Annotated in this window: 22 protein-coding genes; 16 read left to right on the top strand and 6 right to left on the bottom strand. The window is 38.8% G+C overall.

Annotated elements, in window-relative coordinates; translation table 11 throughout:
* Positions 1-2500, bottom strand: a 2500-nt coding sequence (locus JWG40_RS13235; protein ID WP_205286267.1) for a molybdopterin-dependent oxidoreductase, incomplete at its 3' end; no start/stop codon positions are given.
* A 428-nt stretch (positions 2501-2928) separates the two neighbouring features.
* Between JWG40_RS13235 and nirB the strand changes: the two genes are divergently transcribed.
* From nirB to JWG40_RS13270, 7 genes are all read left to right on the top strand, one after another.
* Entirely contained in the window at positions 2929-5448 is a 2520-nt protein-coding gene (gene nirB / locus JWG40_RS13240) for a nitrite reductase large subunit NirB (protein ID WP_205286268.1), read from the top strand.
* A gap of 14 nt (positions 5449-5462) precedes the next feature.
* Positions 5463-5834 carry a nitrite reductase small subunit NirD gene (gene nirD, locus JWG40_RS13245; RefSeq protein WP_205286269.1) on the top strand — a complete coding sequence of 124 codons (372 nt, stop codon included), beginning with the start codon at positions 5463-5465 and terminating at the stop codon, positions 5832-5834.
* 11 nt (positions 5835-5845) lie between these two features.
* Positions 5846-6634 carry a uroporphyrinogen-III C-methyltransferase gene (gene cobA, locus JWG40_RS13250; protein ID WP_205286270.1) on the top strand — a complete coding sequence of 263 codons (789 nt, stop codon included), beginning with the start codon at positions 5846-5848 and terminating at the stop codon, positions 6632-6634.
* Positions 6635-6646: 12 nt separating this feature from the next.
* The gene (moaCB, locus tag JWG40_RS13255) at positions 6647-7561 is read left to right on the top strand and encodes a bifunctional molybdenum cofactor biosynthesis protein MoaC/MoaB (protein ID WP_205286271.1); all 915 of its coding nucleotides are present in this window, start codon (positions 6647-6649) and stop codon (positions 7559-7561) included.
* The gene (locus JWG40_RS13260) at positions 7558-8748 is read left to right on the top strand and encodes a molybdopterin molybdotransferase MoeA (RefSeq protein WP_205286272.1); all 1191 of its coding nucleotides are present in this window, start codon (positions 7558-7560) and stop codon (positions 8746-8748) included. The genes moaCB and JWG40_RS13260 overlap by 4 nt, the downstream gene beginning before the upstream one ends.
* Before the next feature lie 204 nt (positions 8749-8952).
* Positions 8953-10308 (top strand): MFS transporter, encoded by a 1356-nt coding sequence (locus tag JWG40_RS13265; RefSeq protein ID WP_205286273.1) that lies wholly within the window; start codon positions 8953-8955, stop codon positions 10306-10308.
* A 95-nt stretch (positions 10309-10403) separates the two neighbouring features.
* Positions 10404-12560, top strand: a complete 2157-nt coding sequence (locus JWG40_RS13270) for a molybdopterin-dependent oxidoreductase (RefSeq protein WP_205286274.1) — start codon at positions 10404-10406, stop codon at positions 12558-12560.
* On the opposite strand, the gene JWG40_RS13275 is transcribed toward JWG40_RS13270, so the two are convergent.
* Positions 12557-13633, bottom strand: coding sequence for a HesA/MoeB/ThiF family protein (locus JWG40_RS13275; RefSeq protein ID WP_205286275.1), 1077 nt, complete (start codon positions 13631-13633; stop codon positions 12557-12559). The genes JWG40_RS13270 and JWG40_RS13275 overlap by 4 nt on opposite strands.
* Before the next feature lie 131 nt (positions 13634-13764).
* On the opposite strand from JWG40_RS13275, the gene JWG40_RS13280 reads away from it, so the two are divergent.
* The 6 genes from JWG40_RS13280 (at position 13765) to JWG40_RS13305 (ending at position 17990) form a co-directional block, all read left to right on the top strand.
* Entirely contained in the window at positions 13765-14706 is a 942-nt protein-coding gene (locus tag JWG40_RS13280; RefSeq protein ID WP_205286276.1) for a GTP 3',8-cyclase MoaA, read from the top strand.
* Entirely contained in the window at positions 14707-14949 is a 243-nt protein-coding gene (locus JWG40_RS13285; RefSeq protein WP_205286277.1) for a MoaD/ThiS family protein, read from the top strand.
* Entirely contained in the window at positions 14950-15393 is a 444-nt protein-coding gene (locus tag JWG40_RS13290; protein WP_205286278.1) for a molybdenum cofactor biosynthesis protein MoaE, read from the top strand.
* Complete coding sequence (locus tag JWG40_RS13295; protein ID WP_205286279.1) at positions 15374-15994, top strand: molybdenum cofactor guanylyltransferase; 621 nt, start codon at positions 15374-15376, stop codon at positions 15992-15994. The genes JWG40_RS13290 and JWG40_RS13295 overlap by 20 nt, the downstream gene beginning before the upstream one ends.
* 12 nt (positions 15995-16006) lie before the next feature.
* Positions 16007-16597 carry an HAD family hydrolase gene (locus JWG40_RS13300; protein WP_205286280.1) on the top strand — a complete coding sequence of 197 codons (591 nt, stop codon included), beginning with the start codon at positions 16007-16009 and terminating at the stop codon, positions 16595-16597.
* A 205-nt stretch (positions 16598-16802) separates the two neighbouring features.
* Positions 16803-17990 carry a hypothetical protein gene (locus JWG40_RS13305; RefSeq protein WP_205286281.1) on the top strand — a complete coding sequence of 396 codons (1188 nt, stop codon included), beginning with the start codon at positions 16803-16805 and terminating at the stop codon, positions 17988-17990.
* A 36-nt stretch (positions 17991-18026) separates the two neighbouring features.
* Here JWG40_RS13305 and JWG40_RS13310 read toward each other — a convergent pair whose 3' ends face one another.
* A complete protein-coding gene (locus JWG40_RS13310) occupies positions 18027-18968 on the bottom strand; it encodes a sensor histidine kinase (protein WP_205286282.1) in 942 nt (313 codons plus the stop codon).
* A 447-nt stretch (positions 18969-19415) separates the two neighbouring features.
* Between JWG40_RS13310 and JWG40_RS13315 the strand changes: the two genes are divergently transcribed.
* Positions 19416-19913 (top strand): YdeI/OmpD-associated family protein, encoded by a 498-nt coding sequence (locus JWG40_RS13315; RefSeq protein WP_205286283.1) that lies wholly within the window; start codon positions 19416-19418, stop codon positions 19911-19913.
* Positions 19914-19943: 30 nt separating this feature from the next.
* On the opposite strand, the gene JWG40_RS13320 is transcribed toward JWG40_RS13315, so the two are convergent.
* On the bottom strand, positions 19944-20930 hold the full coding sequence (locus tag JWG40_RS13320) for a M14 family zinc carboxypeptidase (RefSeq protein ID WP_205286332.1): 987 nt from the start codon (positions 20928-20930) through the stop codon (positions 19944-19946).
* Positions 20931-21183: 253 nt separating this feature from the next.
* Here JWG40_RS13320 and JWG40_RS13325 point away from each other — a divergent pair, with 253 nt between their 5' ends.
* Entirely contained in the window at positions 21184-22161 is a 978-nt protein-coding gene (locus JWG40_RS13325; protein WP_205286284.1) for an alpha/beta fold hydrolase, read from the top strand.
* A 24-nt stretch (positions 22162-22185) separates the two neighbouring features.
* Here JWG40_RS13325 and JWG40_RS13330 read toward each other — a convergent pair whose 3' ends face one another.
* Positions 22186-22464 carry a hypothetical protein gene (locus JWG40_RS13330; protein ID WP_205286285.1) on the bottom strand — a complete coding sequence of 93 codons (279 nt, stop codon included), beginning with the start codon at positions 22462-22464 and terminating at the stop codon, positions 22186-22188.
* 243 nt (positions 22465-22707) lie between these two features.
* On the opposite strand from JWG40_RS13330, the gene JWG40_RS13335 reads away from it, so the two are divergent.
* A complete protein-coding gene (locus tag JWG40_RS13335) occupies positions 22708-23307 on the top strand; it encodes a DNA-3-methyladenine glycosylase I (protein WP_205286286.1) in 600 nt (199 codons plus the stop codon).
* Here the strand turns inward: JWG40_RS13335 and JWG40_RS13340 are convergent.
* Positions 23279-23845: a TetR/AcrR family transcriptional regulator gene (locus JWG40_RS13340; protein ID WP_332470755.1), complete on the bottom strand. Its 567-nt coding sequence runs from the start codon at positions 23843-23845 to the stop codon at positions 23279-23281. The genes JWG40_RS13335 and JWG40_RS13340 overlap by 29 nt on opposite strands.
* Between the last annotated feature and the right edge of the window lie 3 nt (positions 23846-23848).

Below are 23848 nucleotides of genomic sequence, written 5' to 3' on the forward strand. Positions count from 1 at the left end.
CACGTAAACTAAAAACTCCCACCATATCTGGTGTTATGGATTTTGGAATTTGAGGAGAACTTCCGGTAGCAAGGATTAGTTTGTTATACGAATGAGAATTGCCATTTGCATCTTTAACAATCTTTGCTTCCGGTAAAATCTCAGTCACAGAGGTAGAGGTATGAAGATTGATATTCCAAGAGACCACTTCTTCAGAGTCAGCACTTGAGAGTTCAAAAAATTCTTTTTCACCGCTAATAAAATCAGGAAGAAGGATTCGATTGTATAAAGGATTTTCTTCCTTACAAATTACGGTAATTTCATCATCGGGAGCTAGTTCTTTATAATTTTTGATAAAAGCGTGTGTACTATTTCCTCCACCAATGATAAGAATGCTTTCCTTTTCCTTGGCATAAGGTTTTACCTGCACCGCAGAAATTTTAAATCCCGGTTGTTTGGAAAAGGGATCAAAAGATTTACTTGTTAGGTTATTTGCCCGAGACTCATCGTTTTTATTTTTTTTCCCCCAATGCATGGGTAAAAAAACTGTCCCTTGTTTGATGGTATCAGTAATTTTTGCTCGAACACGAACCACACCTCTATCATTCGATACTTCCGCAATCGCTCCATCAATGAGATCCATTCGTTTTGCATCCTCTGGATGAATCTCCAAATACGGTTCCGATTTGTGTTCCATGAGTTTTTGTACTTTGCCCGTTCGGGTCATAGTATGCCACTGGTCACGAATTCGACCTGTAGTTAGTATGAAGGGGTATGCATCGGATGTTTTTTCCGAAGTATCTTCGGGGGAAACATCAAAGATCTTTGCCTTTCCATTCGCACGATAGAAGATATGATCCGAAAATAATCTCGGAGTTCCTCCGTGGTCTTTCTGAGGATAAGGCCACTGCACAGATCGTTTTTCTTTTAGAATTGAATAATCCAGTCCACTGATATCAATTTTAGTATTTTTTGTTAAGGCACAATGTTCTAGAAATACATCTTCTTCCGATTGATAAGTAAAAGAAGAACTAAAACCCATCTTCTCTGCAAACTTTTGAATGATCAGAGTATCTGCGAGCGCCTCACCAGGTGGTTCAAGAATTTTAGAAAGATAAGTCACGCGCCGATCGGAATTGGTCATGGTTCCTTGTTTTTCAGCCCAACCTGCTGCAGGAAGAACATAATCCGCATAAGGAATGGCAGAAGAATTCATAGATATATCTTGGACAACCACAAGTTCTGCGGCACGTAACCCTTGTTCTACCATCCGAGCATCCGGCATACTTGTGGTTGGATTTGTACAAATAATCCAGACTGCCTTCATTTTTCCCGTGCGAAGGTTTTCAAACATTTCCACTGCGGTAAAACCAGGTTTACTTTGGATGACTTCGGTTTCCACTCCCCAAAAGTTTGCTACTTCTTCTCTATGATTTGCATTACTCAAATCACGGTGTGCTGGTAACAAATTTGAAAGTCCACCGACTTCCCTTCCACCCATGGCATTGGGTTGTCCAGTAAGAGAAAAAGGACCACTTCCTGGTTTTCCAATTTTCCCAGTCAACAAAGATAAGTTGAGTAGAGCCAGGTTTTTATTAACACCAACTACACTTTGGTTCAGTCCCATGGCCCATAAGGATAAAAATCCTTTCGCATGACCTATGTAAGATGCTGCTAAATGAATATCGCTTGCAGGAATTCCGCAGGTCTTTGCTGCTGATTCTACGTCAAAGTTAGATAATAGCATTTTTAATGCTTCAATCCCTTCTGTATGGGATTCGATGAATCCAGAATCAATCCAATTGTTTTGGATTAGAACTTTGGCGATTGCGTGGAAAAGATAAATATCAGTTCCTGGATGGATTTGTAAATGTAAATCAGCGTCCTCACAAGTATCCGTCCTTCTTGGATCCACAACGATGATCTTTACATCAGGATGGTTCTTTTTATGAGCTTCGATTCTACGAAATATAATGGGATGGCACCAAGCAGGATTGGCTCCGGCAATGAGAAAACAATCAGCAAGCTCAATGTCTTCGTAAGCTACTGGCACACTGTCTTCGCCGAGAGCCATTTTGTATCCCACAACAGCAGAACTCATACAAAGCCTTGAGTTTGTATCAATATTATTGCTACCAATAAATCCTTTGATGAGTTTATTGATAATATAGTATTCTTCTGTAAGGAGTTGGCCAGAAACATAGAATCCCACAGAGTCTGGGCCATGAGTTTGAATCAACTTTTTGAATTTATCGGCAATTCCAGAAAGAGCACTATCCCAACTAACTTTTGATAGTGGAAGATTCTTATCTTTTCTATAGGAAGGATGGAGGATACGATCACTTCTATCCATCACCGTATAGTGCAAATTAAGCCCTTTCGAACATAGAAGCCCCTTGTTCGCTGGATGGTCCTTGTCCCCTTCAATAGAGATCTCTGTCGGGCCAGTTTTGTGAACGGTAACGCCACAACCAACCCCACAATAAGAACAAGTGGATGCATAGGTTTCTTGAATTTGCACACAAACAATCAGCAATAACTATGCCAATTGCTGAAATATTCACAAAAATGCTTATTCCCATAGGGATTTGAATTAAATCAGCCCAGATGGAAGTCAGGGGTTGCAAAAGCACGGAGAACTATTTAATAATTATGTACATAAATCGTACAGAATCGCTAAATTATAGTAGAAAGGATGAAAAAAAGTTCAAAAGGAAAGTGACTTATTTGGAAAACTCATGCACGAAAAGAAGGCAGATTCTCTTTTTTTATAGTGAAATTTATATTTTTTTGAGAAAGACCCTCTCTATTCCCTAAATACATCCCCAAATCAGTTCTATTTTTAATCTAGCTGCCTCCGTTAGGTACACTTCGTGCATATTGTAGGAAGATTGGAACCATTCTAGCGGTTCTTCTCAGAAAACTTTTGGGTCCAGGTAGGGTAACAAAATGATCAAGCGAAAGTTAATCGTAATAGGAAACGGGATGGTGGGCCACAGGTTTTGCGAAAAATTAGTGGAGTTCGGTGGCACAGACAAATTTGAAATCACAGTCCTTGGGGAAGAACCAAGACGAGCTTACGACCGAGTCCATCTCTCCGAATATTTTGCCGATAAGTCTGCCGACTCCTTATACCTTTGCCCTCCTGATTGGTACAGGTCAAATGGAATCAAATTGTTATTATCAGAACCAGCAGTATCAATTGATACCATCAAACGAAAGTTAGTTACCAATCTTGGCACAGAACTTGACTTCGATGAACTGATTTTTGCCACCGGTTCCTCTCCTTTTGTACCTCCCCTGGAAGGTTTAGATAAGGAAGGAGTTTTTGTTTACAGAACCATTGAAGATTTAGAACAAACAATGGAATACAGCAAAAAAGTAAAAAAGGCAGCTGTGCTTGGTGGTGGATTGCTTGGACTAGAAGCTGCGAAAGCACTGGTTGATTTAGGTAAAGAAACTCATGTTGTAGAGTTTGCTCCGAGGCTTATGCCAAGGCAGTTGGATGATGGTGGTGCTGCCATTTTAAAATCCAAAATTGAAGAGATTGGTGTTGAAATTCATTTAAACAAACAAACTGAAAAAGTCCTTGGTGAAGAAAAAATCGAAGGTTTTGAATTTAAGGACGGTGGTAGTCTTCAGTTTGATATGCTCATTGTTTCTGCGGGAATTCGCCCTAGAGATGAACTAGCAAAAGAAGCAGGGATTGCTGTGGGGGAACGCGGAGGAATCATCGTCGATGATGGAATGGGAACCAATGTGTATGGGATTTATGCGATCGGTGAAGTAGCCTTACATAGAAATTTTATTTATGGGCTTGTGGCCCCTGGTTATGAGATGGCAGAAACCCTTGCCTTCAACTTATGTAGCCCAGGAAGTAAACCAAAGGTTTATATTGGATCTGATTTATCTACAAAATTAAAGTTAATTGGTGTCGAAGTGGCTTCCTTTGGAGATGCCCTCGGCCAATCGGAACATATCCCAATTGTCTTTAAAAACCCAAGAAGTGGCGTTTACAAAAAACTAGTCATCTCTCCTGACGGCAAATACCTGTTAGGTGGAATTCTTGTAGGGGATGCCAAAGCATACGGAAACCTACTCTCCTTCTATTTAAACAAAATGGAACTTCCAGAAGAACCAGAAACTTTAATTGTTGGATCTGTTTCTGCTGAAAATCTTTTTGGTGCGGATGCTTTGCCAGATGAAGCAAAAATCTGTTCTTGTAATAATGTTTCCAAAGGAGATATCCTAAGAGCCATTCGCGAAAAAGAATGTTATGACATCACTAGTTTGAAGAACTGTTCGAAGGCCGGGAGTGGTTGTGGTGGATGTTTGCCGCAAGTTAACTCCATCCTCAAAGCAGAGCTAAAAGTCCAAGGAAAGGTAGTCACAGAACATCTCTGCGAACATTTCAAATTTTCTAGAAAAGAACTGTTTCAGGTCATCAAAGTCAAATCACTGAAAAACTTTCCCGATGTCATCAAAGAAGTGGGTCGTGGGAACGGATGCGAAGTTTGTAAACCAGCGGTTGCCTCCATCCTTGCGAGTGTCTGGAACGAACCCATCCTCAAACATAGAGAAATCCAAGATACCAACGACAAGTACCTCGCCAATATCCAAAGAGGAGGAACCTACTCTGTGGTTCCGAGAATACCCGGCGGAGAGATCACTCCAGAAAAACTCATTGCGATCGGCGATGTTGCCAAAAAATACAATCTCTATTGCAAAATCACTGGCGGCCAACGTATCGACTTGTTAGGTGCAAGGATTGACCAACTCCCTGCGATTTGGAAGGATCTAATCGAGTTTGGATTTGAAAGTGGACATGCTTATGGAAAGTCGATGCGAACGGTCAAAAGTTGTGTCGGTTCCACATGGTGCCGGTTTGGAGTCCAAGACAGTACTTCCTTTGCGATCAAATTAGAAGAACGATACAAAGGAATTCGTGCTCCTCATAAATTAAAGTGCGGAGTGTCCGGTTGCATTCGTGAATGTGCGGAAGCTCGCGGAAAAGACTTTGGAATCATTGCAACAGAAAGAGGTTGGAACCTCTATATCGGTGGGAACGGGGGAGTGAATCCTAAACATGCAATTCTTTTTGCAGAAGACCTAGACGAAGACACCTGTATTAAGTATATCGACCGTTATATGATGTTCTATATCAGAACCGCAGACAAACTGATGAGAACCTCTACTTGGCTAGAACAATTAGAAGGTGGAATCGACTACTTAAAAGATGTAGTGATCAATGATAGGCTCGGAATCAACTCACAACTAGATGAAGAGATGAATGCTCTTGTGAACACTTATCTCTGCGAGTGGAAGGATGTTGTGGAAGATACGGAAAAACAAAAGAAATTTAGACATTTTGTGAACAGTAATGAAACAGATCCGAATATCAAATTTATCGAAGAACGTGGTCAGATTCGCCCAGTGGATTGGGTAGAAAAAGATTTAGTCAATTCATAAACAGGAGAAACAAAATGTCAGTAGATACAAAAAACAAAGAACGAGTATTCATAGGTCCAGTTTCTGAATTTGAAAAAGAAGGTGGAGTCACAGCAAAAGTGGGCGAAAAACAAATTGCGATCTTCTACTTTGAATCTCGGAAAGAATGGTATGCCTGTGACAATGCATGCCCTCATACAGGAGATATGGTATTGTCTCGTGGGTTTCTCGGAGATACCAATGGTGATCCAAAAGTAGTATGCCCTCTCCATAAAAGAAATTATTCACTCACCAGTGGTGAATGTCTGAGTGGAGAAAATTACAAAGTGAATCTATACCAAGTGGTTGTGGAAAATGGATCTGTCTATTTGGAAGTGGAACCATCACTTCCGGGTAGCAACAGTTAATCGGTATCCATATGGACTCTACAAATAACCAATCAAACAAAGGTAAGGTGTATTTGGTAGGTGCAGGGCCGGGGGATCCAGAACTTCTAACCGTCAAAGCCTTGAAAACTTTGCGAAAAGCAGATGTAGTTTTTTATGATGATTTGGTTTCTCCGAGAATTCTCGGTGTTTGTAGAAAAAAAATCCAATTGGTTTATGTCGGGAAACGACTCGGAGTCCATAGTTGTTTGCAAGACGAGATCAATTCCAAACTCATTCAAGCGGCTAACGAATTTAAGACGGTCGTTAGGCTAAAAGGGGGTGATCCATCCATTTTTGGTCGAGTGGGAGAAGAGTTTGCCGCGCTTCTTGCAGAAGGAATCCAATGTGAGATCGTTGCTGGCATCACCACTGCATCAGGGGTTGCCTCTTCCTTAGGATTTCCTTTGACCCATAGAGACTATGCAAGAGAGATCCTTTTCCTATCGGGACACAAAAAGGATGGAGCCAACTCCGAAGGTTTTAAAAACCTCAACTGTGTTGGGAAAACCATCGTAGTTTATATGGGACTCAATTCGATTGGTCTCATTGTCTCCGAACTCCTGGATGCCGGAAATACAAAAGATACTCCTATTGCAGTCATTCAAAATGCAACTCTCAATACAGAACGAGTTTTTACAGGAAATTTGAATTCCATCCAATCCATCATTGAAGAGAACGAGGTCAAATCCCCTGCCATTCTTGTGATCGGGGAGATTGTTCGTTTCTATCGTGAGATGGAAAATTTGAAAAATGGCTGTTCTTCCATTCTCACACCCTGATAAGGGATAGGAATGAATGATATTACAGGCAAACGAACCACCCTTCGGTATGCAGAAGCGGAAGGGTATGTGTATTGTAAGGCGGAGACCATAGCCAGAGTCAAAGCCAATACATTACCCAAAGGGGATCTCTTTGGTGTAGCGAAAGCTGCGGCCCTTCTTGGATCTAAAAAAACCTCAGAACTCATCCCCCATTGCCATCCGGTACCCATTGATTCCTTTGTAGTTCAGTTTGAAATCCTAGAAGAAAAAAATGCAATTCGCATCCAAACAGAAGCCAAGTCCATTGGTAAAACTGGAATTGAAATGGAAGCACTAACGGGAGTTACTGTAGCGGCCCTTGTGATTTATGATCTCCTAAAACCGATTGATAAAGAAATAGAAATTTCTTCGATCCGACTCCTTGAAAAAAAAGGAGGAAAAACAGATGCCCAAATTTCCAAATTTGCAAAAGGGTCCAATGCAAAAATCTTAGTTTGTTCCGATTCTTGTTTTGCTGGTAAAAAAGAAGATGGATCGGGCAAAGTTATCGCAGACCTTCTCCTCCAAGAAGGGGTCGATGTTTTAGAAATTAAAATTGTTCCTGATGAACCATCGGAAATAAAGAACACAATCTCCTTATGGACAAATGAAAAAATTGATCTGATTGTCACTACAGGTGGGACAGGGCTTGGGCCTAGGGACAATACCACAGACACCATAAAACAAATGTTAGAACAGGAATTACCCGGTGTGACCGAGGCGATGCGCTCCTTTGGCCAAGATAGAACCCCTTTTGCGATGTTATCTCGTTCCATAGCCGGTAGGATCGGAAAGTCCCTCGTTGTTTCCGTTCCTGGAAGTAGTAACGGTGCCAGAGAAAGTATGACTGCTATTTTACCTGCCATTTTCCATGCCAAAAAAATGATGAGAGGAGAAGGTCATTGATTTCCTTTTCTGAAGCTCTGGATAAAATTTTATCGGAAGTGCGAATTTATCCGAGTGAAATTGTATCTTTAGACCAAACCTTGGGACGTGTGTTTGCCGAAGATATTGTTGCAGACAGGGACTATCCACCTTTTCATCGTTCGGCGATGGATGGATTTGCATTAAATTCTAAAGATTACACACCAAACCAAATTTATCCATACCACAGAGAACTTCCTGCGGGAATGAGTATGGATTTAGAACCGAACGAAAAGACGATCCGGATCATGACCGGTGCCCCGGTTCCCGAAGGTTTTGATTTAGTCATCAAAATTGAAGATGCCAATCTTACCGAATTGAATGGACAAAAACAAGTTTCGTTTTCGTTAAAAGATGTCAAACCTTGGCAAAATATCGCCAAACAAGGAGAAGACGTAAAAAACAACCAATTGGTTTTACCCAAAGGTATCCAAATCGGAACATCGGAATTCTCACTCCTTGCAAGTCTTGGTAAGGCAATGGTTCAGGTCATCAAAGTTCCTAAGGTTCATATCATCTCTACAGGAAATGAAGTGGTTCCCATCCAAACGTCCCCCCTTCCCTACCAAATTAGAGATTCCAATTCTTATACCATCACTTCCATTCTATCCAAGTACAAAATCCAACCGGAGTCTGTTACCCATGTACCCGATTTAGAATCAGAAATCACCGAACAAATCCAAAAAGGTTTGGAAGCCGACATTCTAATTCTTTCTGGTGGCGTTTCTATGGGAAGTATGGATCTTGTTCCATCCATTTTACAAAGATTAGGTGTAGAACTTATCTTTCATAAAACAGCGATCAAACCGGGAAAACCTATTTGGTTTGGAAAAAGAAAAAACACGATCGTATTTGGAATGCCGGGAAATCCATTTAGCGTACAAACCTGTTCTCGTATTTTTCTCGAACCATTTTTAAGAAAGTCATACGGCCAAAGTCAACTTCCCTCTTATAAACTTCCCTACTCCACCACCAAACAAAAAAAAGGTGCTCTTACGGAATTTTTTCCTGCCCGATTAGAAACAACAGACAAAACCTATCTCACACCGCTTACATTCAACGGAAGTGGGGATATCCGTGCCGGCATTTTCTCCGATGGGCTTGCGATCTTTCCTGGGGAACTCTCGCAAATCCAACAAGGGGATATGATCGAATTTCTGCCTTGGTGATCTCAATCTCCAAATTTTCTGTACAAGCAGTACGCAGATGATACGCTTTTTGGTCAAAAAAATTGCCGAATTGTAGTACATATTCTACATAAGGGAAAACCATAAGCGTAAAGTTTAGTTTTAAGGCGTTTTATCCCATTTTAGATCATTTCGTGCTCTGGTACGCTTTTTGCACTGTTTATCAGCATTAGGAGTACACTCACCGTGACCATTACACCTCATGCGAAAGCAACTAAAATCGAATTATTCAGCCTGGCAACACCCCAGATGCGCACCTTTCACCTAACATGGATTGCATTTTTTCTATGTTTTTTTGGATGGTTTGGAATCGCTCCCCTTATGGTTTATGTTAGAGAAGAGCTTTCTTTAACAAAAGCCCAAATAGGTAACATCATCATTGCCTCTGTCGCCATTACAATATTTATGCGACTTTTTATCGGTTGGTTGTGCGACAAAATTGGTCCACGGATCGCCTATACATTTCTTTTAACATTGGGATCCATTCCTGTAATGACTATTGGACTTGCGGATAGTTATATTTCCTTTTTACTTCTACGATTGGCCATAGGTGCCATAGGTGCTTCTTTTGTGATCACTCAATACCATACTTCTGTTATGTTTGCACCAAACATCATTGGTACTGCCAATGCAACCACTGCGGGATGGGGTAACTTAGGTGGTGGTGTGACTCAAATGGTGATGCCCATCCTATTTGGATTTTTTGTCGCTTTCGGATTTACTACAGGAGTTTCTTGGAGACTTGCCATGGTGGTTCCTGGTGCTGCTTTGTTTATCATGGGGGTCATTTATTACTTCGGAACACAAGACACGCCTGGTGGAAACTTTAAAGACATCAAAGAAACCTATCCTACCTTCCAAGGGGGAAAGAAAAATTCACTGAGTAACTTCTTACTCGTGATCAAAGATCCAAGAGTGTGGTTACTCTTCCTTGCTTACGGTGCTTGTTTTGGAATTGAACTTACCATCAATAACATTGCTGCCTTGTATTATGTTGACCAGTTCAAACTTTCTCCTGCCACTGCAGGACTCATTGCTGGACTTTTTGGACTTATGAATTTATTTGCAAGAACACTCGGTGGTGCTTTTGGTGATAAGTTCGGAATCAAATGGGGTCTTCGTGGAAGAGTTGTTTGGTTGTCAGCAGTACTTGCAGGGGAAGGACTTTGTTTGATTTTATTTTCACAAATGAGTTCTCTCATCCTTGCCATCTCCTCTATGATCGTCTTTAGTTTGTTTGTGCAAATGTCTGAAGGAGCCACTTTCTCTGTTGTTCCTTTCATTAACAAAAAAGCAATTGGAGCCGTATCTGGGATAGTCGGAGCTGGTGGAAATGCGGGAGCAGTGTCTGCGGGATTTTTATTCCGAGGGGACTTAACTTACCAAAACGCACTACTTATCATTGGGATCACAGTGACCATTGCATCTTTCTTTACCCTACTTGTAAGATTTTCAACAGAAGAAGAAAAGGAAGTGGGGGATGAAATGAATCAAATTCTACCAACGGGAGAGAAGAAGCCCACTTTGGTATCTGCTACATAGAACTTAAGTAGAGTCGATTTTTAAGAAAAATAGATTCATTTTAAACTTGTCTAAAGAAAAACTTTCTCTTAAGATTTCTGTCTTAGGAGAGAGTTATGGATCAAATTCATTATCGGTCTTGCAGTTTATGCGAGGCAATGTGTGGACTACAAATCGAATTGAAAGATGGCTCCATCCAAGGATTTAAAGGAGACCCAGAAGATAAGTTCAGCCGAGGCCATATTTGTCCCAAAGGACCTGAACTCAAAAGCCTCTACCAAGACCCCGATCGTATCAAATTTCCTCAGAAACGAACAAAAACTGGTTGGGAAACTGTTTCTTGGGTGGATGCCCTCTCCGATATCGCAACCCAACTTGTAAAAATTCAAACCACATACGGAAACGATTCTGTAGCCATTTACAATGGAAACCCAACGGTTCACAACTACGGATCGATGTTACTCGGTCAAAGATTTTCCAGTAGACTCAAAACCAAAAATAACTTCTCCGCAACCTCAGTAGACCAGTTGCCCCACCAATTACTTTCTTACTTAATGTTTGGCCACCAACTCCTAGTCCCCATCCCAGACATTGATCATACCGATTTTTTTCTAATTTTAGGTGGTAACCCATTTGCATCTAACGGAAGTTTAATGAGCGTTCCTGATGTCAAAAAAAGATTAAAAGCCATCCAAGACCGAGGCGGAAAGTTTGTAGTGGTGGATCCACGTAAATCGGAAACCGCAGTCCATGCCGATGAACATTTGTTTATCAAACCAGGAACGGATGCTTACTTTCTTCTATCGATCCTTCATGTCCTTTTTGAAAAAGATCTGACCAAACCGAATGAATTAGTTCGAAAAGACGACTTAAAAACCATCCAAACGATTGCTCAAGACTATAGTCCCGAAAGAGTATCTCAAATCACAGGTGTTTCCAAAGATAGGATCGAAAGAATCGCATTCGAATTTGCGAATGCACCTTCTGCGGTATGTTACGGAAGAGTCGGTGTTTCCACACAAGAATTCGGTGCGGTCTGCCAGTGGCTCATCAATGTCATCAATATTGTTACAGGAAATTTAGACAAAAGGGGTGGTGCCATGTTCACACTCCCTGCGGTGGACCTAGTGGGAGAAGGATCTGTGATGCGTTCTTCGCAAGGCAGTTTTAATTCCTACCAGTCAAGAGTTCGCAAACTTCCTGAATTCAGTGACGAACTTCCGGTCGCAGCACTCGCGGAAGAAATTCTCACCGAAGGGGAAGGAAAAATTCGAGCCCTCTTTACTTCTGCAGGAAATCCAGTTTTATCTACACCTAACGGAACAAAGCTTGATAAAGCATTGGCTAGTTTGGATTTTATGGTAAGTGTTGACTTTTATTTGAATGAAACAACAAAACATGCGCACTATATCTTACCTCCTACTTCTGCTTTAGAACATGACCATTATGATTTGATTTTTAATGTTTTTGCAGTTAGAAATACAGCGCGTTACAACCAACCGCTATTTACCCCGGAACCAGGGATGTTACATGACTGGGAAATTTTTTCTGATTTAACCAAACGATTGGAACTAACAAGAGCAGGTAAAGAACTCCCAAAAGACATCATCAAAACCAAACTAACACCCGCTAGTATCATTGACCATGCACTCAAGTCAGGACCTTATGGATCCAAAGGGCCTCATAATCAAGAGATGAGTTTGGAACTATTAAAAAATAGTCCACATGGTGTGGACTTGGGTCCATTACAGCCCAGTTTTCCGGAACGATTGTATACCGAAGACAAAAGAATCCATCTTTTCCCGGCGATTTTGAAAGAAGACTTACCGCGTCTTAGAAGTAAGTTTTTGGAATGGGAAAAATTTACCTCCGACAAATCACAATTTTTACTCATCGGAAGAAGGCATTTACGAAGTAATAATTCCTGGATGCACAATCTTCCCAAACTCATGACAGGGAAACCTCGTTGCACTGTTATGATCCATCCTAATGACGCCCATCATTTGGGGATATTAAACGATGAAGAAGTCATAGTAGAATCTTCAGTTGGTAAAATTCAAATCCACGCAGAAATTACCGAAGAACTGATGCAAGGTGTTGTGAGCATCCCCCATGGATTTGGACACAATCGAGGTGGAACCAACCAAAAGGTAGCCATCGAATTTTCAGGAGTCAGTATCAATGATCTGACTGATGACCAGGCCATTGATACATTTTCCGGAAATGCTGCCTTTAGTGGAATCAAAGTATCGATTAAAAAACAATCGGCCTAAAAGGAAGATTGGTTTTTTAGATATTGGGTATAGGCTCGTCTGCCACCCTTAAGGGAAAATATCTCTCCCTTGGTTTGTAAATAGGAAACGGCTTTTTGGGAACGAACTCCTGTTTCACAAATACAAACAATAGTTAGATCTTTATCAAAATCAGGTAGATACCCTCTTTCTAATTCAGACAGAGGCAACAAAAAAGTATTTGGGATTGGATTAGAATCAGTTTCTTCCTTTTCTCTGACATCGACAAGAAGAGTATTTCTTTTTTTCTGATAGGTTATGAATTCACTGGGATTTAGTTCTTTCTCATTCAAAATGATCTGGGTTTCTTTTTTTCCTTTCCCACAATTTGGACAATCTAAATCCGCTTCAATCTTGGATTGGTAAAGTGTAGGAGGATTCCATTCCATAAAGTAAACAGAAGATAATTCTGTAACCTTAGGATTTAATAGATATTGCAAAGCCAAGGAGGCTTGGTAAGTTCCTGCAAGTGCCGTCTGCACGCCAAGCACTCCACCCATCTTACAATTTAAAGTATCCCCTTCTTTTAAATTCGGAAACAAACAACGGTAACATGGTTGGCCTTTCTCAGAAAAAATGGCAAACTGTGCACTTGTACGAAAAACCGAGGCTGTCACTAATGGAATCGATTTTTGATTACAAAGATCATTGATTGTATACTTCGATGAAATGGTGTCCGTACAATCCAAAACAAGATCCCATCCATCAAGAATTTCGGGTTTTGTTCCTTCTGCTACCAATTCCGAAAAACATTCCACTTGCAACCAAGGGCAATGCTCCAACAAAACTTTAGAGACCACTTCTGTTTTGGGTAGTCCAAGATCTCGGAATGTAAACAAAGTTTGGCGATGAAGATTCGAAACTTCCACATGGTCAAAGTCAACAAGACCGATCCGACCAATCCCACCGAGGGCGAGTTGTAAGGCAGCAGGACATCCGAGGCCTCCAAGGCCAATGACAAGGACTGAAGAATCTCGCCATCTTTTTTGACCAAGATTACCAATTTCAGGAACTTGGATTTGGCGTTGGAAGAATGATTCCTCTTCTGTACCCATAAATGAGAGGAGAATTTAAGATTTAAGGCAATCAAGGAGAAATTAGACTTTAAGCAAAATAGTTTAATTACTAAATCCAAATTCCTATTTTTGTTTTCAATTGGGAAAACTAGATTAAACTCGACCTTAAGGTGAAACTAGAAACTAGAAAATTTGAAGTACTCCGAGTGAGCATTCTTTCTCATTGTAGTTTTGCCTGTGTTTACTGTGCGCCCAAAAACAAACCTGACCTTCCTAATTTCTACCCAAAAATTCATTACTTAAGTCCTGAACTTTTAGAATCAAAAATCAAAGCCCTCACATCTCACATCCAACTGAAGGAAGTGCACCTAACAGGAGGAGAGCCGACTCTCCACAAAGATCTTGTTTTATTAATTCAAAAACTGAAGGAAGTTTCTATTAATGAAATTGCCATTACTTCGAACGGATTCTTTGAGGATGGACTCATTCAAAAAATGAAACTCGCAGGACTTACTCGGATGAACTTTTCTCTGGATAGTTTTTCGCAACGAGGTTTCGAAAGACTTAGTGATCGGAAACTTCCCGTTGAACGATTATTAAATCGGATTTTAGAGGCAAAAACAGTTGGATTAGAAGTCAAAGTCAATTGTACAGTCTTAAAAGGTTATAATGAATCGGAAATTCTTGATCTCCTGCAATGGTCAGGGGAAAATGGAATACCAATTCGGTTTTTAGAATTTATGAAAATGGGTCCGCTGCAAGAGGAACACTCTGATTGTTTTTATTCGGCTGAAGAAATTCGTAACATCATTCAAAGTTGTTACAACATCCAACCTTACCCTACAGCACCGGACTCCACAGCCACCTATCACATCACAGACGAAGGTTTTATTTTTGGAATCATTGCCAACCATACAGAGCCTTTTTGTGAGGGTTGTAACCGTCTTCGAATGGATTCTCTGGGTAGGATTTATGGATGTTTGAGTGACGAGAGATCCTTCGACCTTCCTTCCGACCCTTCGGAGATTCCCTTTGTTTTGCAACAGGCAATGGATACTAAAAAAATGCAATTCACAGGTTCCGAACTTTCTATGAAATTTATTGGAGGATAAATGAAAATCCAATTGTTATCGTTTGCTGCCCTAAAGGATTTTTTTCCATCCAGACAAGAACTCACTTTCGATGGAACCAAATCAGTTTCTGAATTAAAGTCTTTCCTTATCGATCTAAATCCAGAGGCGAAAAACCTAATCAAAATCAGTCGCATTTCTATCAATCAAATCATTGCCAAAGATTCTGATTCAATCACGGAAGGGGCAATTGTTGCCATCCTTCCTCCATCAAGCGGTGGCTAAATGGAAACAAATATAGAATTCAAACACATTACAGAAACCAAAATAGAACTTTCCTCACAACTTCCACAACTTCCCAGCATGGGTGGGTATGTACTTTTTGTTGGCATTGTACGCGACATCAATGAAGGAAGGTTAGTCACTCATTTAGAATATGAAGCTTATTCCGAAATGGCAAACCAAATGATTTCTGATATTATACAGGATGCATTCAAAAAATGGGACTTACAATTTGCCGATTGTATCCATAGATTGGGAAAACTGATTTTAGGTGAAGTGGCAGTGATCGTAAGCACAGGTGCCATCCACAGAGACGAGGCATACAAAGCCAATCGTTACATCATCGACCGAGTCAAACATGAAGTTCCTATTTGGAAAAAAGAATATTATGTAGATGGAAGCTCCGAATGGTCACAAGGCTGCGTAGATGATACCCACAACCACTGATCCAACTTTCATTCTTCTCGCCGGCGGACAAAGTGTACGAATGGGAGAAGACAAAGGTTTTGTTCCAATCGGCAATAACTCTCATTTCCTAGGCCAGATTTTAGAAAAACTAAATCATTTAAGTAGATCCATTTATGTTTCGCTACGCATAGAACAAGTAGATTCTTATTCTAAGTATATACAAAGATCCGCACTCATTCTAGATCAGGACCTTCCTGTTGAAGGCCCATTAAAAGGGATTCTCTCTTCCTATTTCTACTTAAAAGAAAACAATCTACTAAATGATTTTATTTATGTATTACCTATTGATATCCCTTATATCGAAGAAAAAACCATTCAAAGGTTATTAGATACATTCCAAAAAAAAACAGAACCAGTATCTGGAATCTTTTATGAATCAATGACAGGTTTAGAACCGTTATGTGGAATTTATACAACACAAAGTTTATCCTTGTGGACAACATCTTTATCCCTTCCAGGAAAACAGGAATTTTCCTTGCAGAAACGAATTAGAAGTCTAGACCCAAAACCTATATTGATTAAACTTCCCTCCGAAGAAGAAATTAATTTCAAAAATATAAATTCAAAAAACGAATTATAAAGGAACGAATCGATGAGTTTTTTCAAAAGGAAAAAGAATTGGATCTTTGATATGGATGGCACCTTGACTATCGCCAACCATGACTTTGATGCCATCAAACGAGAACTAGAGATTCCTTTAGATACAGATATCCTCACTTCCTTATCAAAACTCTCCAAAGAGGAAGCGGAAAAGAAACATTTCCAATTAGGTGAAATTGAACTTAAAATTGCAAAGTTATCAATGCCTTCCCGAGGTTGTTCGGACCTATTAAAAGAAATCAAAACCCAAACAAACAACTTAGGCATTCTAACTAGAAATAGTTTTTCTAACTCGATTGAAACTTTGAAGGCAGCAGGTTTAATTGATTACTTTCAGTCTGATTTTATTTTTTGCAGGGAGCGGGCCTTACCAAAGCCAAACCCCGAAGGGATCTTTCGTTTGATGGATCTCTGGAAAGCAAATCCCAAAGAGACAGTGATGATAGGAGATTATGTATTTGATTTAGATGCCGGAGCTGCTGCTGGCGTCGATACCATTTACATTGACCCGGCAGGGCAGTTTCCATTCAAAGAATCTGCAACCCATTGCATCAAAGAGTTAGGCGAAATCCTAAGCCTATAAAGAAAACAAATAATACATCTGTTCTTATTAGAAGAAACAAGATTGTAGCGTTATTCGTGAATTTTTCTAGTTGAATGATTGATTTACACGACAACACAAACACTTTCAAATATTCGAATACTCTCAATATCAAAATTTTCTCCAAAACCAGAATTTCAGACAAATTTGTGAATCAAATATTTCCTCCAATTGTTAAGAGGTATAGATGCGCCTCTCTCTTTGTTTTCCAATTATAACTTTCTCACTTTTCATAGTTTCGTGTAACAGTCAGTCTACCAAAGGGGATCTTTCTGCCGTTGCACTTTTGAATTTTCTTGGGGTTCCCGCAAACCCTACCCTTGAAGATAAATTCCAATCCATACAATTAACGACCTTTTACAGAAAAGATGGAAACTTACAATTTCAAGATATCTTAATCGAATACCAGTTAAAAACACTGAAAGACAGTTCCGAAACTGTGGAAGCATTTATCGGAAATCCAAATGAAATTTCTTTTAACACACAAACGGGTCAAATCACCGGATATATCCAACATAAAGAAGATCTTTTTCAAACCAACTCTGTCGTATTCTCATATTCAGATTATACAAAAAAATTCAAAGTTTTCCTAACCCTAAAAAAAGAAGGAAAATTTATCTCCTTTCGTGAGTTGACGACCACCCCACCAAACCCTCCGACCATACCACCTAACTCCATCACTTTACCACCAATAAGTTATGAAACAAAACGTTCGTTTATCGGTGGAACTGAGTACCAGGTGATTCGAGTCAAATTCCAAGCAGGAGCCGATCTCTCCGCCTACAAACGATTAGATGCCTACATTGGTAGACCAAGTATCATTACTCTTGCAGCAGATAACTACAATGTGATTAATTATATTTCTGCAACGTTTTTCGATACCTCTTTTCAAAACTTTCTGTTTCTAACTCCCGAACTAAACTCATCTTATAAAATTATTGTTGTGGGTTCCACTGCTGATGCAAAAGGAAATCGAAGTATCGATACAGTTCCACCACCACCTCCACCATCTCCTTGTGCGGGTAGTGTGAATGCCCCAACCATCATTGGAAACTGTGCAACTCATTGTATGGTGGTCGATTTGGTTGGAAATCAGATGGAATATACTGCAAAAACAACAATCGGAAGTACAACGGAAGAATATTTTTACTTAGATTCGACCAGTGCAACCGTAAGTGGTAGTAACGGCCCGGCAGGTTTTGTATATACCGAACAATTTTCTCCCATTGGAATCGGAACGTACCAAACGGACCCAAGATCATTTGATGTCACTACTTATAATAACGAATGTGTTGTCCTATCATCCTATTTTGCCCAAGATGGACTTGCTGGATTTAGAGATAATTATATATCTGGAAAAATAAATGTTCCTTAACCATTGTTCTACAAGATATTAAATTGATATGATTTTCTAAATTTGAATCGCGTTTTCATTCCGAATAGGAAATCGGATTTCAAAACAAGTGCCATTTGTTTTTTCAGTAGCCAATGTTCCTCTAAGCTGTTTTACTAAGTTTCTAACAAGAGTGAGACCTATTCCTTTTCCATCCAAAAAATCAATTCCTATACCTAAACCATCGTCTTTCACCACAAGGATAAATTGGTCTCCCATTTTACCCAAACTAACTTCAATTTTTCCCCTAGAACGATTCATAAAGGCGTGTCGAAAAGAATTAGATACAAGTTCATTCAAAATCAAACCCATAGGAATGGCTCGATCTAAATCCATTTCCAAACCCTCTTCAATTAACTCATGCAATTCAATATTATTTTTTTCGTTTAAATAGGTTACTTTCAGATTACCTAATATAGAATTAAAGATAAGATTCAAATCAACATACAATAAATTTGGTGATCCATAGATAATTTTATGAACCGAAGCGATCGCCATAATTCTATTTTGGATCAAACCAAGTGAAGTTGTTAACTTAAGATCATTCTCTGACTCTACCTGCATTGCCAAAAGACCGGAAATGATTTGTAAATTATTATTCACTCTATGGTGAATTTCCGTGAGTAACTTAGATTTTAATTTTAGATCAGACTTGATTTGTCTTTCATGTTCAATCCGCTGCGTTTGTTCCTTTTTTACGGAATGAACATATAAAAAAATAAGAAAAAACATGGCGTATAGGTCTTTAAAAAAACCTTCGTACTCATCGAAATAGTCTATCGAATATCCATGCTCAAATACATTGGAAATACTCACATAACAAGGAATAATGGCAAGAATCAAAACGAATGTCCCCTCTCCCCGATAGTTAGGGCGACGGATCAAATTTTTCACTATGATAAAAATCGCGATCAGATAAACGAATAAGGAGAATAGGTTTAATAAGGTTACGAGATTCATATCAGTGATGTGACACCAAAATTTCTTTTTTCAAACTTACTAGAAATAGAACTGAGGAAAGAAAGTAAAAAGTGTGTTCGAGGAGATTAAAAAAATCTTGGAAAAAAAAACCCTCGATAACAGTAAAAATATTACTCAGCCAAACGCAAAAAAAACCTAAAATCAAAAAGTGAAATTTAGGAATTAACCCCAAACTAAGCAACCGTAAAGTTATTAATAACCCTACACTATCAAAAATAAGATTTAGGACTTCACTTATTTGATACATATTTTACCGATACTAGGACATACCTGTGTTTTCCTAGACGACAAACTATAACAGGATTTTGTTTATGGTAAAGTGATTATTTAGAAAAAAGGGAACATAAAATCCCAAAATAGAAAAGAATCCATTTATTCTTAAAAATTTGATTGATAGAATCCGGTTTCATTTCGTACAAAAACGGAATGTCCGATTTTCCTTTTTTACAATTTTCAGCAAAAATCGAAATCATAGGGATCAATCCTTTTGTATTTTTACCTAAACAAATTTTGGTATCACTCATGGAACAAGCAAAAACGGATAAAGGGAAAATTCGAGTCACTCTCAGAATTGATGGTTTCCAATTCACACAAACACTCGTTAAATATAGTGGAGAATGGCGTTTGTATTTGAATACACCTATGAGAAGAGCTGCAAAAAAAAATGTAGGAGACAAGGCCAATTTCGAAATTAGGTTCAATCCTGAAAAAAAAATTCACCCGATATCCTTGGAACTAAAAGAAGCTTTGGGGAAAAATAAAAAAGCAAAAGCTAAATTTGAAACGCTTAGCCCTTCTTTGCAAAATGAAATGATGCGTTATATTTCCGGTCTTAAATCCGAAAAAAGCAAAAAAGAAAACGTAGATCGCGCAATTTTATTTTTGTTAGGCAGCGGAAATTTCCTTGGTAGAGGAGCCTCATAGAGGTCTCTACCAAGGAAAATAATTTTCGATTTAAGATAAATCAGAAATACTACTTTTCGCCAATCGCAATACATCTGTTAGGAATTTTCTATGGCTTACGATCAACTCTTGTTTCGATTCCCGCGCAGGATTAAAAATACCTCGTTTACGAAAGACCTTCCAAGGATCCAACTGAATGTCCGCCCAAGTTCCAATCTCCAATGTAAGTGGGAGAAATCTTGATCCATTTGGTTTTGACTGAGCTTTTGTTTTTTGATACTGATTATATAAGCGATCCCAAAGGTCCCCATGGGTTGTATAGGTTTCACTTTGAGGACCAAATCGATACAAGATATGATTAAATTTTGTAGTAAGGTGGTTAGCAATTTTCTGAAATAACGATTCATCTACACATTGTTCATGTGTTCCTGCATAAGGCCACCAAACATGATCAACTGCACCAAATCCAGAATGAATATCGATCACAGGAATCATAGTGTTTTCGGCAGGTAACAGGTATTTGCTGTAAAATCGATCTAACACTTTTGATTCCGCTTGTAAAACATTACCTCTATAATACGGAAATACATTGGAAATTTTATGGCCACCAAAAAAGAAAGGGGCTTTCACCGCTTCCACTCCCGAGTTTCGCATCAAATCAACGCCACCTGGGTTCGACCTACGTTTCGTTGCCACACCACCCGGATTCAAAATTGGAATGCAGACAATTCCTAATTCCCCATCTTTAATTTCTCGATACAATTCCGACGTTTTGCGTGCAAACAAATCATCTAAAAAATCTAGCAAAACACGAATTCCGATCGTTTCTAAGCCATGGACTCCGGCAACTAACCCAGCTACATTTTGTTTGATTGCCTTTTCTTTTCCAATTTCTAAAACATAAATGGGGAACCGAAAACCTTCTTTCGTTCTTGTGGAAAAACCAAATTGTTTGAATCGAACTAGTTTACCACCTAACTTTACGATTTTCAGTATCCTATTTTCATATCGATTGAGACGTTTCATTCCTCTAAGCATCAAATATTAACCTATAAATCCTCGTAACATCATCATAAAAATGCGGATCCATCAATGAAAGGAACCGACAGTACTCACAATCTCAAATAGAATCCTTTTGGAGAAATTCTATTTAAGAGGATTATATTACAATTTGATTACGAAATATCCAAGTTAGAGAGGAGAATAGAAAAAGACGGAATCACCACCTCCTGTATAAAAACAATTTCCGAATTGCATTTACTATCAATCTGATTTTTCTAAAGTTTATCTGATGAACAGACCTGCAAAAAAAACCAATCTCAAAAAATACAAAGAAGAATCCATTACAACAAATGGGGTACATATCCGAGTAGGTATTTGGCCAGGAAAAAAACAAACAATCGTTTGTTTGCATGGATTGTCAGGAAATTTATACTCAATGAAACCTTTAGCGGAACGATTGAACCGTTTAGGATTTAGGGTTTTATCTTATGATTTGCGAGGTAGAGGTAAATCCGACAAACCTGAGTCTGGTTATGGATTTCAAAACCATATTAAAGATTTAAGTGGTATCCTATCTTATTATAAAATCAAAAATCCGATTTTTTTTGCACATTCATTTGGATGTATGATTGCTCTACGTTATGTAATTACCTATCCAGAAGTAGCCAAAGCTATGATTCTTATGGATGGCGGAGGCCTTCTCTCTCTTTCCAAAAGAATCCAAGTTTTGAAAGTTTTAAAACAATCGTTTGAGAGATTGGACATTACTTATCCAACTATATCCGAATATTTACAACTAATCCAGAACTCTCCTCTAGTGCCTCGTTGGTCAAAAGAAATAGAAGAATACTTTCGATTAGAGCTGCACAAAACAAAAGATGGTTATGTATGCCATATGCCTGGCTTTGTGATGGAAGAAGAGTTAAAAGAGATGGGAGGTTCTATGTATTTTACAAATATCTTCAAAAATTTAATTAAAGATCCCAAAAGGGTGATTTCTAAAATCAAAGAAAACAAATTTATTGAGTTCGAAAGAATACAAATCCCTACCCTCATCCTTCGTGCCACCGAAATGAATTTATTTCCTAAAGATGATTTATTGCCAAAAGATTCATTTGAATCCATGTTGGAACGAATTCCTAATTCTCAAGGGATAGAAATCAAAACAAACCATTATGGAATTCTTTTTGACAAACTAAAAGAAAGAGACTTGGCCATCGAAACATTTTTGAAAGGTTTGAAAGTAAAACAGGGAGTTTCTAGTTAACAAACTTCCCTGCCTGGCGAACGTCTACGGATGACCTTTCCCTTTACACTTTCCGCCCTTTACTGTAGAATCCCAATAACAATCAGGATTTTTCAAACACTTGTTACTGTCTGGTTTTTTTGTGCAAAGTTTATGTATTTTATCTTCCACCTTATCAGGGTTTAACGCCGGCTCATTTTCAGCCGTTTCTACTTTGCCTTGCATTTGGCAGGAGAGATCATTTTCCTCACAGTCTTCCGCTAATAGCGGAGAAAATGAAATTACAATTACCACAAGTAACTTTAGAATTAAGAATCGATTCATACCTACTCCTTATACTGTCCCAATTTCGTAGAGAGTAAGTTTAACAAAGGATACAACGGGAAGGCAATAATTTTTTTACTCTATTTCTTACACCACCCCAACATAGATTGATTAACATTTGTCGCCGAAACACCCATTGCAATTGCATTGACTACTTCCGTACAATTCCTAAGTTATGGTTAGATACCAAACCAATTGATTTCAAAATGGATCTCTTTGGTTTGTCTAATGGATCTCAACGGAATGAAAACTCAAGCCGAAAAGGAACGATGTTCCTGGTGTTTAAAATTTGACCAATACATCCAGTACCATGACGAAGAATGGGGAGTTCCCGTTCATGATGACCGAACTCATTTTGAGTTTTTAATTCTAGAAGGCGCCCAAGCCGGACTCAGTTGGTCGACTATCTTAAAGAAACGAGAAGGTTATAGAAAAGTATTTGCAAACTTTGACCCCATGAAGGTAGCAAAGTTCACTGATAAAAAATTAGAGACCATCCTACTCAATCCAGCAATTGTTCGGAATCGATTGAAAGTTTTTGCTGCTGTAAACAATGCAAAACGATTTTTAGAAATACAAAAAGAATTTGGTTCTTTTGATTTTTATATTTGGAGTTTTGTTGGTCACAAACCCATTCAAAACAAACGAAAGAGTTTAAAAGAAGTCCCGGCAACTACAAAAGAATCCGACGCACTGAGTAAGGATCTAATCAAACGTGGATTCAAGTTTGTAGGAAGCACGGTCATTTATGCCCATATGCAAGCCTGTGGACTTGTCAATGACCATGTAGACAGCTGTTTTCGTTACAAGGAACTCACCTCTTCAGGACTCCGTAAAAAATAACATTCACAACTTCCAATTGAAACTCATGAATGTTCAATGGAATTGTAATAGAGTTTTTATTACTTAGAAGCATTTCAATGGACGAAAGAAAGAGATGAACTGCCACCTCGGGCATAAATCCATCTCGAAGTTCTCCTTTCACTTTTGCCATATTAAAAATTTTTCCAATCGATTCTGGCATTTCTTTTTCTCTTCGTTTTCTGAATCGTTCCATTTGTACAGGAAACATTTCTGAGATTTCACGGATAAACAAATCATTTATCACATACGGAGATTCCTCAACGAGTGATCGGTGCATTTTAGAAAACTTTTGCACCGCAGTAAGAGTTTCGTCATTTGCAATTTCCAAAATGATCTTCTGAATCTCATTTTGTTTATACTCCAAATAAAATTCCATTAGGTCTTGTTTATTGGAATAGTATTTATACAAAGTTTTACGACTGATTTTCAATGAACTTGCAATCTCTTCCATTTTCGTTTTGGAATATCCATACTTTACGAAAAGTTCTTCTGCTTTTTCTAAAATTCTAATCTGCACCGG

Origin of the sequence: Leptospira abararensis (assembly GCF_016918735.1) — a bacterium.
Taxonomy (GTDB): Bacteria; Spirochaetota; Leptospiria; order Leptospirales; family Leptospiraceae; genus Leptospira_A; species Leptospira_A abararensis.

Bases quoted from the DNA above. Each gene is read 5' to 3' on its own strand.
- nirB (WP_205286268.1), top strand. From the start codon at position 2,929: ATGATCAAGCGAAAGTTAATCGTAATAGGAAACGGGATGGTGGGCCAC.
- nirD (WP_205286269.1), top strand. From the start codon at position 5,463: ATGTCAGTAGATACAAAAAACAAAGAACGAGTATTCATAGGTCCAGTT.
- cobA (WP_205286270.1), top strand. From the start codon at position 5,846: ATGGACTCTACAAATAACCAATCAAACAAAGGTAAGGTGTATTTGGTA.
- moaCB (WP_205286271.1), top strand. From the start codon at position 6,647: ATGAATGATATTACAGGCAAACGAACCACCCTTCGGTATGCAGAAGCG.
- JWG40_RS13270 (WP_205286274.1), top strand. From the start codon at position 10,404: ATGGATCAAATTCATTATCGGTCTTGCAGTTTATGCGAGGCAATGTGT.
- JWG40_RS13275 (WP_205286275.1), bottom strand. From the start codon at position 13,633: ATGGGTACAGAAGAGGAATCATTCTTCCAACGCCAAATCCAAGTTCCT.
- JWG40_RS13285 (WP_205286277.1), top strand. From the start codon at position 14,707: ATGAAAATCCAATTGTTATCGTTTGCTGCCCTAAAGGATTTTTTTCCA.
- JWG40_RS13290 (WP_205286278.1), top strand. From the start codon at position 14,950: ATGGAAACAAATATAGAATTCAAACACATTACAGAAACCAAAATAGAA.
- JWG40_RS13295 (WP_205286279.1), top strand. From the start codon at position 15,374: ATGATACCCACAACCACTGATCCAACTTTCATTCTTCTCGCCGGCGGA.
- JWG40_RS13300 (WP_205286280.1), top strand. From the start codon at position 16,007: ATGAGTTTTTTCAAAAGGAAAAAGAATTGGATCTTTGATATGGATGGC.
- JWG40_RS13305 (WP_205286281.1), top strand. From the start codon at position 16,803: ATGCGCCTCTCTCTTTGTTTTCCAATTATAACTTTCTCACTTTTCATA.
- JWG40_RS13310 (WP_205286282.1), bottom strand. From the start codon at position 18,968: ATGAATCTCGTAACCTTATTAAACCTATTCTCCTTATTCGTTTATCTG.
- JWG40_RS13315 (WP_205286283.1), top strand. From the start codon at position 19,416: ATGTCCGATTTTCCTTTTTTACAATTTTCAGCAAAAATCGAAATCATA.
- JWG40_RS13320 (WP_205286332.1), bottom strand. From the start codon at position 20,930: ATGCTTAGAGGAATGAAACGTCTCAATCGATATGAAAATAGGATACTG.
- JWG40_RS13325 (WP_205286284.1), top strand. From the start codon at position 21,184: ATGAACAGACCTGCAAAAAAAACCAATCTCAAAAAATACAAAGAAGAA.
- JWG40_RS13330 (WP_205286285.1), bottom strand. From the start codon at position 22,464: ATGAATCGATTCTTAATTCTAAAGTTACTTGTGGTAATTGTAATTTCA.
- JWG40_RS13335 (WP_205286286.1), top strand. From the start codon at position 22,708: ATGAAAACTCAAGCCGAAAAGGAACGATGTTCCTGGTGTTTAAAATTT.